The 9,826-nt window shown below is 32.4% G+C and carries 15 protein-coding genes; all 15 read left to right on the top strand.

Annotation, left to right across the window (positions count from 1 at the left end; all coding sequences use genetic code 11):
* The coding region (locus IR213_RS04655; RefSeq protein WP_194311141.1) for a transposase at positions 1 to 214 on the top strand (214 nt) is incomplete at its 5' end.
* A 22-nt stretch (positions 215 to 236) separates the two neighbouring features.
* Positions 237 to 545, top strand: a complete 309-nt coding sequence (locus IR213_RS16615) for a transposase (protein WP_194311140.1) — start codon at positions 237 to 239, stop codon at positions 543 to 545.
* A 477-nt stretch (positions 546 to 1,022) separates the two neighbouring features.
* Entirely contained in the window at positions 1,023 to 1,856 is an 834-nt protein-coding gene (locus IR213_RS04645) for a helix-turn-helix domain-containing protein (protein WP_194311139.1), read from the top strand.
* A 508-nt stretch (positions 1,857 to 2,364) separates the two neighbouring features.
* A complete protein-coding gene (locus IR213_RS04640) occupies positions 2,365 to 2,820 on the top strand; it encodes a DinB family protein (protein ID WP_194311138.1) in 456 nt (151 codons plus the stop codon).
* A 39-nt stretch (positions 2,821 to 2,859) separates the two neighbouring features.
* Entirely contained in the window at positions 2,860 to 3,429 is a 570-nt protein-coding gene (locus IR213_RS04635; protein ID WP_194311137.1) for a DUF1572 domain-containing protein, read from the top strand.
* Positions 3,430 to 3,473: 44 nt separating this feature from the next.
* The gene (locus IR213_RS04630; RefSeq protein ID WP_194311136.1) at positions 3,474 to 4,289 is read left to right on the top strand and encodes a PhzF family phenazine biosynthesis protein; all 816 of its coding nucleotides are present in this window, start codon (positions 3,474 to 3,476) and stop codon (positions 4,287 to 4,289) included.
* A gap of 67 nt (positions 4,290 to 4,356) precedes the next feature.
* Positions 4,357 to 4,794, top strand: coding sequence for an acyl-CoA thioesterase (locus IR213_RS04625; protein ID WP_194311135.1), 438 nt, complete (start codon positions 4,357 to 4,359; stop codon positions 4,792 to 4,794).
* Between the two features lie 44 nt (positions 4,795 to 4,838).
* Positions 4,839 to 5,285 (top strand): DUF1572 family protein, encoded by a 447-nt coding sequence (locus IR213_RS04620; protein WP_194311134.1) that lies wholly within the window; start codon positions 4,839 to 4,841, stop codon positions 5,283 to 5,285.
* Positions 5,286 to 5,299: 14 nt separating this feature from the next.
* Positions 5,300 to 5,980 (top strand): aspartate/glutamate racemase family protein, encoded by a 681-nt coding sequence (locus IR213_RS04615; protein WP_194311133.1) that lies wholly within the window; start codon positions 5,300 to 5,302, stop codon positions 5,978 to 5,980.
* 23 nt (positions 5,981 to 6,003) lie between these two features.
* Positions 6,004 to 6,531: a DinB family protein gene (locus tag IR213_RS04610; RefSeq protein ID WP_194311132.1), complete on the top strand. Its 528-nt coding sequence runs from the start codon at positions 6,004 to 6,006 to the stop codon at positions 6,529 to 6,531.
* A 146-nt stretch (positions 6,532 to 6,677) separates the two neighbouring features.
* Complete coding sequence (locus IR213_RS16460; RefSeq protein WP_262892061.1) at positions 6,678 to 6,803, top strand: hypothetical protein; 126 nt, start codon at positions 6,678 to 6,680, stop codon at positions 6,801 to 6,803.
* Positions 6,778 to 7,701, top strand: a complete 924-nt coding sequence (locus IR213_RS04605; RefSeq protein WP_194311131.1) for a hypothetical protein — start codon at positions 6,778 to 6,780, stop codon at positions 7,699 to 7,701. Before IR213_RS16460 ends, IR213_RS04605 begins: the two co-directional genes overlap by 26 nt.
* 181 nt (positions 7,702 to 7,882) lie before the next feature.
* Complete coding sequence (locus IR213_RS04600; RefSeq protein ID WP_194311130.1) at positions 7,883 to 8,518, top strand: LysE family translocator; 636 nt, start codon at positions 7,883 to 7,885, stop codon at positions 8,516 to 8,518.
* Positions 8,519 to 8,623: 105 nt separating this feature from the next.
* Positions 8,624 to 9,193: a cysteine hydrolase family protein gene (locus IR213_RS04595; RefSeq protein WP_194311129.1), complete on the top strand. Its 570-nt coding sequence runs from the start codon at positions 8,624 to 8,626 to the stop codon at positions 9,191 to 9,193.
* 130 nt (positions 9,194 to 9,323) lie between these two features.
* The gene (locus IR213_RS04590) at positions 9,324 to 9,794 is read left to right on the top strand and encodes a DinB family protein (RefSeq protein ID WP_194311128.1); all 471 of its coding nucleotides are present in this window, start codon (positions 9,324 to 9,326) and stop codon (positions 9,792 to 9,794) included.
* The last annotated feature ends 32 nt before the right edge of the window (positions 9,795 to 9,826 follow it).

The raw sequence follows: 9,826 nt of genomic DNA, 5'->3' as shown, positions 1-9,826 counted from the left end.
CGATTCGAGTACTATTCGCCTTTTTTCACAGGTAATGAAAGGAGTTGGACGTAATCCAAAGGGAGAAGGAAAAAAGAAAGGAGGACTCAAAGTTCATATGCTTATTGATGCTCATTCCCAAACACCAACATTTGTCAAAATTAGCGAAGCTAAACTGCACGACAAAAATTTCATTCAATACCTAAATCTACCCGCATTTAGTCATTACCAATAATTTTGAGATAAGCAACCAAGAAGTGGCTTTGATTTATAAAATTCGTTGGCAAATTGAGTTGCTTTTCAAGAAACTTAAACAAAATTTTCAACTGCACTATTTTTATTCAGAGACCGAAAACGGGATTAGGACACAAATTTGGATTACGCTCATTGCTCAACTGCTTTTAATGGTGCTAAAAACTAAATCTAAAACAAAAAAAGCGTTTTCGACAGTAGCCGCACTAGTCAGAATCCATTTAATCAGTAATCTAGATGTGTTTTGGGTAATCGAAAATAGCAGAAGAACTTATGCAAAACGACTAAAGAAAACAAAACCTCCTAATATTTAAATGCAATTCTTCTGAAATATAGGGAGGTAGGTTTTTTATTTTACAAAACAATCCTAGTATTTACTAAGGTTAAAAGGAATTTATTGCCTAAATCTTAGTTTTGTCGGTCGATAGTGAAATTTAAATAAACATTAAATATGGAATATAAAACATTGGGTAATTCTAGAATTAAAATTTCTAGACTTTGTTTAGGAACAATGAATTTTGGTATAACAGAAAACGGAGACATTCTGCTTTGAATTATGCAACTATTAAAGAATTTAACAATCAAATTAATTACAAAAATGTAGCTTAACTTAATGTGCAGTTTTTATTTGCATATCCAGTTATTTCTTACCCAATTTGAATAAACGAATAATTGACAAAATAAATTATTAATCATATTATCAGGATTATAAAAAACATTAGATTTGTATTTAAATGAATAAAATGGCATATTAAATAAATAATATTGGCAATTTTATTTTAAGCAAAACAATGGAACAGATATATCAACTTCCGGCAGATTTTTTTGGTGGAAATCCATCCGAAACAAATATTTATTTCTATCAAACTCAAAAATCTTCACAAAAAAATAAAGTCGTATTCAATCAAAATTTAATTTGCTTTCTGCAAGAAGGAAATAAAGAAGTGTATTATGGAACAGAAAACATTTTGCTTGACAATACGAAGATATTGCTTCTTCAGGTTGGTAATACTATAATGACTGAAAAAACAACAGATGACAATGCATACCAAAGCATACTTTTGTTTTTTTCGGACAAATTTTTAATTGATTTTGTTGCTAAATACAACATAAAACTCGACCAAAATGCTACAGTAAATAATCCTGTGATTTTTGTCAAGGACGAGTATGTATCCTACTATGAAAAGTCTTTACTTTTTTTATCTAACACAAAAGACCCCGGCAATAAATTGACTGAAGCTAAAATTAATGAGCTATTACTCTATCTTATTGAAAACAAACCAGCGGAAACCATTAATTTTATCCAAAATGTTGTAAATAGAATAAAAAACGTTCCCTTTTACAAGTTGATAAACAATAATACTAATTTTAATTTGACTAATGAAGAACTAGCCTTTTTAAGCAATATGAGCGTCTCGACTTTTAAAAGAAAATTCTTTGAAACTTTTAGCAATACCCCGAAACAATATTATATTGAACAAAAAATGAACCAGGCCATGTTACTCCTTCAAAAGAAAAAACGTCCTTCTGAAATATATTTTGAATTGGGCTACGAAAACTTATCAGCATTCAGCAATGAATTTAAAAAACATTTCGGTGTTTCGCCTAAAAACTACTCAATATAAGTTTGAACTTTTTGAATAACTTTTTGAACTATCGGAGAAAATGAACTAGGAAAATTGTTCTCAACTTTGCATAATAAAATTTATTCAAAATGAGAAACTTATTTTTTTCGACAGCATTGTCCTTGCCCCTTCTGTCTAATAAACAGACATTTACACTTAAAAGCAATGAACTGGGTAGACAAACCACAATGAAACTGGTTTTCAACGGCTTTGGATTCTTCTGGAAAAAAAATCCCCTCAGCTCTCCTGGGATAATTGACTATATCAGCTCATATTGTCCAGAATTTTAAGATTGTCTTGCAGACTTAAAATAATAGTTTGCAGATATCTTCCCCTGTTTGGCATATTAAAATGATAAACCAGCTTTATTCTTGGACTTTTGTGTTTAAATCAATAAAATTGTTTCTTAACTTAAGTCAAGTATTTAAAGTTCGATAGCATATAAATTTGACCCCAACGGTTAGAATAAAACAGGAAAACAAAACGAATAATATAAAAAACAATCGTTATGACAACATTTTTTAAGGAATTATTAGAATACAATTACCACTTTAACCAATTTTTGATAAGAAAATTAAGTAAAAATTCAGGTGAAACAACTGGTAAAGCAATACTTCTTCAAAACCATGTTATTAATGCACATCAAATTTGTAATAGCAGAATTTTAAACGAAATTGCATTTGGAGTTTTTCAAATCCACTCATTGAATGAACTAAAACAATTAAATACCCAAAACTATCAAAAGACGTTAGAAATCATTTTAACGAAAGAGTTTTCCCAAGTCATTGAATATACAAATACAAAAGAGCAAACATTTACAAATTCATTACGGGATATTTTATTTCATATTATTAATCACCCCAACTATCATAGAGCACAAATTGCAACTGAGTGCAGACAAAACGGTCTTAAACCTTTAGTCTGTGATTATATATTTTACAACCAGGAGTCAAAAAATAATTAATAAAAACCAACTGTAGAAGAAATTAAAGAACTAAGACTAATGACAGCAAACGACTATTTAGAAAGTGCTAAAAAGCAATTCGAGTATTATAAAATGCTTGGAGATAAAACTTTTTCACAAATTCAAGACGAAAATCTATTTTGGCAATACAATGAAAACAGTAATAGTATTGCAACAATTGTGAAACATCTTTGGGGAAATATGCTTTCCCGATGGACTGATTTTTTGACCACAGACGGTGAAAAAGAATGGAGAAACAGAGACGCTGAATTTGAAAATGACATTACAACCCGAGAAGAACTTTTAGACAAATGGGAAGAAGGATGGAACTGTTTATTTAATGCATTGAACAGTTTGACAACAGCTGACTTGCAACAAGAAATTTACATCCGCAATCAAGGACACAGTATTACAGAAGCCATCAACAGACAATTGGCACATTATCCTTATCATATTGGACAAATTGTATTTATTGGAAAAATGGCAACGGATAATAATTGGGCTTCATTGTCAATTTCAAAAGGAAATTCGAACACCTACAATGCGAACAAATTCTCAAAACCCAAACAAAAAGGGCATTTTACGGATGAATATTTAAAGAAAAAATAACTACCACTAACAACAATAATTATTTTAAACCCAAGGAAATCAAAATGGAAATAAAAACATTTATAGTGGATTCATTCACTACCGAAAAATTTAAAGGAAATCCGGCTGGAGTTTGCTTATTGGAAAATGATATAAGTGCTGATTCTATGCTATCCATTGCCCAAGAATTAGGATTGTCAGAAACGGCATATATAAAGAAATTGGAGGGAGACAATTCGTTCTCAATACGCTATTTTTCTCCAAAAATGGAAATTCCTTTGTGTGGTCATGCAACTCTAGCAGCAGCAAAAGTAATATTCAAGGATTCTGACAGTCATCAAATCCATTTTAATACGGTAGAGAATTTAGACTTAATCATAAAAAGACAAGGGGATGAAATAATTATGGAGTTTCCGGTTTACGACATGGTTCCTGTCACGGTTCCATCAATAATGTTGGAAGCCTTAGGTATCAAGGAAATAATCAATTCCTCTTTAAGCGAAAAAAATAAAATTATCCTATTGGAAATTAGTGATTCAGATGTGTTAGCAGGTTTAAACCCAAACTTCAACGCACTAATCAACTCCTATTCAGGAATAAATGGAGTTTTAGTTACTGCACTTTCAAAAAATGAAAAATACGATTACCAGTACCGTTATTTTTGGCCATGGGCTGGAACCAATGAAGATCCAGTAACTGGTGGTGTACAAACTTTCTTGACCAAATACTGGTCTGAAAAACTTCATAAAAAAACAATGAAAGCCTTCCAGTCATCCAGTCGTACAGGATATATGAATGTGGAATTGCTCAATGACAAAGTATTGATTAGCAGTACGGCGATAATAACATTCGAGGGAAATTTATTAGGGATAGATAGTTAGTTTAAAATATTTTTATTTTTTATAATAACAATATACTATAAAGCAAAAAATCTTATGACAAATAATTATGGATTTATTTAAAAAAACAATTTCTATCCGATGGGCTGATATCGACCCGAATTTTCATCTAAGGCATAGTGTTTATTATGATTTTGGAACGCAACAAAGAATTGAAATTTTGGAAACATTAGGATTGACAATGGAAACGATGAAAGAACAAGTCTTTGGCCCGGTCCTCTTCAGGGAAGAATGTGTCTATAAACGAGAAATTAAACTATCGGATACAATCACGATTTTGGTAAAAGTGGCTCAATTGAATGAAGATGGTTCCCGGTGGACATTTAAGCATGAATTTTATAATTCAAAAAATGAAATCTGTGCAGTGCTTACATTAGATGGTGCATGGCTTGACACAAAATTACGCAAGCTAAAAAGCCCAACGCCCCAAATAGCTTTGGAAGTACTGAAACAATTTCCAAGAATTGCGGAGCATATAGAATCCTGAAAGGTGTTTAGATAAAAACAATTATTAACTTAAATGTATATAATATGCTTATAGAAATTTTAAAAATAATATTCGAAAGAGATCTTCAAAAACTAAAAAATGAAATCGAATTGTATCATGATGATGAAGCCATGTGGTTTGTCGATGAAGGTATTTCTAATTCTGGAGGAAATCTTTGTTTACATATAATTGGAAATCTGAATGCCTATATTGGAGTTGGTCTAGCCAAAACGGATTATGTCAGGAAACGAGACTTGGAATTTTCCCTGAAAAATATCCCAAAAACAGAGTTAATTGAAAAAATTGAACAGACCCTGCTTACGGTTGAAAATGGACTAAACAAGCTAACCATAGAACAACTGAATGATGATTTCCCAGTGGTGATATGGGGGAAACCAACCCAAATGGGCTATACGCTTGTTCATCTCACAACTCACCTAAGTTACCATCTGGGGCAAATTAATTATCACAGACGCTTATTTGATAATTAGTTAATAAAACCGTTATGAAAAAAATTGGCTTGGTTGGAGGATTAAGTTGGGTATCCACAATGGACTATTACAAGTTTATTAATGAAGGGATAAATTTAAAATTAGGGGGACTGAATTTTGCGGAATGTAGTATCTATTCTTTAAATTTTGGCGACATACAAGCTAGAGGCTGGGAAAACTCTTTTGAAATTGTACTGGATGCCTGCGAAAGTTTAAAAAGAAGTGGTGTTGATGCCATTGCCCTATGCGCCAATACGGCTCACCTTTTTGCAGACCAACTTCAGGAGATCGTTCAAATGCCCTTAACTCACATTGTGGACGAAACAGCAAAGACGGTGAAAAAGCAAGGATTCTATAAAGTTGGTTTGTTGGGAACAAAGTTCACGATGGAAATGGACTTTTACAGCAATAAGTTAGAAGTATATGGCCTTCAGGTCTTGGTACCTGAAAAACAAGAAACACGAGATTATATTCAACATACGCTAAAAGAAGAGTTAGGCATTGGTTTTATAAATCCTGACACCAAGGCCAATTATATAGCCATCGTGAATGAATTGGTTGATTGTGGCGCCGAATGCATACTCTTGGGCTGTACTGAAATCCCATTACTGATTAGCCAAGTTGATTTTGCAATACCGGTATTTGACACAACAAAAATTCATTGCAATGCCATTGTTGAATATATGCTTTCTTAAAATAACCCAAAAAAAACTTTAAAATGAAACGTGAAAAAATAACATCCAAGCTTATTATAAACCATAAGTCATTTGTTGATTACCTATCCACCTTGACCGAAGAAGAATTTGAATTTAGTCATGACCAAAAATGGACAGCTGGTCAACAGTTGGAGCATATCGTACTATGCATGAGACAAATTTTACAGGCTTACAGCATGGACAAAAAAGTGTTGGAACAAACTTTTGGACGAACGGAAAGACAAGGGTTGTCTTATGAAACCCTGTTAAACATTTATCTTGAAAAATTTGCATCAGGCGGGAAATCTCCGGAACGCTTTCATCCTAAAAACGTAGTAACAAAAGAGAGGGACATGCTTAGTGTTTCATTGATGAAGATTGTTAGTGAATTATGCATAAAAATAGAGGATTTGAGTGATCAAGATCTTAATAGCCTGCAAATCCCCCATCCGTTATTGGGTAATTTGACCTTGCAAGAAATGCTCTACAACGCTATATATCACGTTGAACATCATCAAAAATCGACAGTCAGAAATTTAATGAATAAATAGACAAAAAAATTAGAATAAAAAGTAACTGATGATTTTGTTGGACAGGCAATTTCATGAAGTTATGTTAGGCAATGCATCGAATAATACATGAAAAGTATCAACTATTTATTCTTGATCAATTAGGGCTGTATTTTGTCAACAAAAAAATGATTAAACAAATAATTACAGACACTGCATCGGCCAAATTATTAAAAAAAGCAGGATTTAAACTCAATGAAAATCAGGAAATAAACAATTGTCACCAACATGAATACCAATACAATGATGTTTAAAAAAGAAAACTTTACCAAATTAGGGGTTTTACTATTAGTTATCCTATCGTCTTCATTTTATGTATATACGATTAAAGAAATATCTAACAGAGGTTATTCGACCTCTGAAAACATGATGTTTAGAGGCGGGATTTGTCTATTTATGGGAATAGTAATTTCAAAGATGAAAGGCTATTCTATAATCCCAAAAAACCAGAAAACACAAATGATACGGTTTTTTACCAGCGGTTTTGCTTCTTATTTTTATACGTCCTCATTTACGTTTTTAAGTGCTTCTACCATTGCTTTAATAGGAAGATTGGATATTCCTTTTTTGCTCATTTTAGTTGCTCTTTACACCAATCAAAAAAATAATCTAAAATCGAATTTGCAATTTTGGCTTTCGGTTTGGACAATAGTTGTAGTAGGTTATATTGCCATGAATGGAATATTTAGCAACGGAAATCCTGTAGGCTTTTTTTATGCTTTTCTTAGCATCTTGTTTATTGCATTGGGGTATCTCTTTATGAAAAACTCGGCGAATAAAGAGAATGTTTTAGTTTTAAGTAATATTTTTAGCTTGAGCATTTTAATCTTTGGCTTTATTTTATTGCTTATCAAAAAAGAAACTTTGCATTTTGACATAAAAGATAGTGGGGTGTTTTTATTGAATGCTTTTAGTCAAATTGGAATTTATGCCTTATCTGTAAAATTATACAAATGGTATGATGTTGAAAGGGCAAGACTACCCTATGTGATAGCCACTTTTACAATTTATTTTATAGAAATAATGCTTGGTCAAAGAAAATTTGAATTAACTGTATTTATGTTGTCTTTAATTATTACAGGAATGATTGTTACCATTATTCTTAATCCAAAAACACCTCAAACAAAACATACATTTTTAGACAATACATGAGCAAATGATATAATAAAACAGTCTAAGTGCTTTATAGGGCATTTTTGCAAATAAATTATTTTGCTTTTTTAATAATTAGCAGGAGTCTCAAATGAACCAAAAAAGCAGAAAGTTAGCATTGGGCAATTGTCTGAGGACAGAAAAACAATATATATAAAATTTAATTTAAAACCCATACAACATGATCCCTATTAATGAACTTTTACTATTTTCTCTGGCCGCACTTGTATTGGCAATTAGTCCTGGTCCAAACATGATTTATTTGGTTTCTCGTTCTATTACACAAGGCAAAAAAGCGGGAGTAATATCGCTTTTGGGAGTGATTTGCGGATTTTTATTTCATATTATTATGGTTTCTTTTGGTCTGACTGCCGTGCTTTTTGCAGTACCAATGGCCTATACGATTCTAAAAACTATTGGGGTTATTTATCTTTTGTATTTAGCCTTTCAAGCCATAAAGCCAAATAGTAACGGGATTTTTGAAACTCAAGGAAATTTGTCGATAGACAAGCCAAATAAATTATTCAGAACTGGACTTTTAACCAATGTCTTGAACCCCAAAACGGCAGTTTTCTATTTGTCGTTTTTTCCTCAATTCATAAAACCCGAATATGGATCGATTTTTACACAAAGTATTCAATTAGGCTTTACACAAATTGTAGTTAGTTTTAGTGTCAATTTAATGGTTGTTTTAACTGCATCAAAAATTTCAGTGTTTTTTTCAAATAATCCGGTTTGGGTGAAAGTACAAAAAAGGTTTATGGCCGGAGTTTTGACAACTTTGGCAGTTAAAATGGCTTTCACAAAAGTTAATTAAACTGTTCGAGAGTAGCATGTTAAATAGCACTTTTTTCCAAACCAATTTATCAATAATACAAAAAGTAGAATTCAATAATTTAATGTAACCAATACTAAATACAATATGAAAATTTCTAAAACAGACAAACCTGCCTTAATCCTGATTGACATTCAAAAGGCATTCGACAATATTCCGTATTGGGGCGGACAGAGAAATAATCCAAATGCGGAAGAAAATGCAGGTGAACTCTTGAAACTTTGGAGAAAAAATAAACTTCCAATTTTTCACGTCAAACATTGTTCTTCAAATCCGGAATCATTGCTGAATGAAAACAAGATCGGGAATCAGTTCAAAGACATGGTTCAGCCCATTGAAGGCGAACCCATAATTAAAAAGAAGGTAAATAGCGCTTTCATCGGGACAGACTTACAAGAGCAACTTGACCATGCAAAAATCACTTCGGTTGTAATTGTGGGATTGACGACAGACCAATGTGTTTCGACAACCACCAGAATGGCTGGGAATTTAGGATTTGAAACTTTTATCGTTAGAGATGCTACGGCAACATTCAACAAAAAGGGAGTGGATGGACAGAATTATTCGGCCGAACTTATCCACGAAACAGCACTTGCAAGCTTGAATGGAGAATTTGCCACAGTGGTAACGACAGACTTTTTGCAACAAAATATTTAACTAAAAAAGAATGACTGACATCCGTTTACAAATTGAGCGCTGATTTTATTTTGAAAAATCATTGGCTCCATAATCCTCAATTAGGCCAGATAGTATTCTGGTCGAGATAATCAAAAATCAATATTACAACATGACACAAAACGAAATTATCATTCTCAACTTTGAAGAAATAAGAAGAAGAAGCATAAAACTTTGGGAAGGAATTACACCCGACAATTATTTTTGGCGTCCTGACATCAATGCCTTGAATTGCCTTGAAATGGTTAGACACGTTTTAGAAGGAGAACACTTATTTCAAGTCATCGTCAACAACAGAGGAAATTTGGGCGACTACATTTCCCCATGGGCGAATAGACATTTTACTAACTTACAAGATGAACTTGACTTTGCCACACCTTTTAGAGAAAATTTTTTAGACAGCATCAAGGAGTTTTCACCTGACGATTTCACGACCATTGAAATTATTCGTTCAGAGAAAGGACAACGCAAACGACTTGGAGATTATTTGCAACGAATAGCCTATCACGAGGCAGTCCATACTGGACAAATGCTTTCGTATTTGCGAACACTTGGAGTTGAAAGACCTCAAATATGGGACTAACAAACCAAAGAAAAATAATAAACAAGAATAAA

Source organism: Flavobacterium soyangense, from assembly GCF_015277675.1.
Lineage (GTDB): Bacteria > Bacteroidota > Bacteroidia > Flavobacteriales > Flavobacteriaceae > Flavobacterium > Flavobacterium soyangense.
The sequence above is the reverse complement of the archived record's forward strand: the minus strand, read 5'-3'. Positions and strand labels throughout refer to the sequence as shown.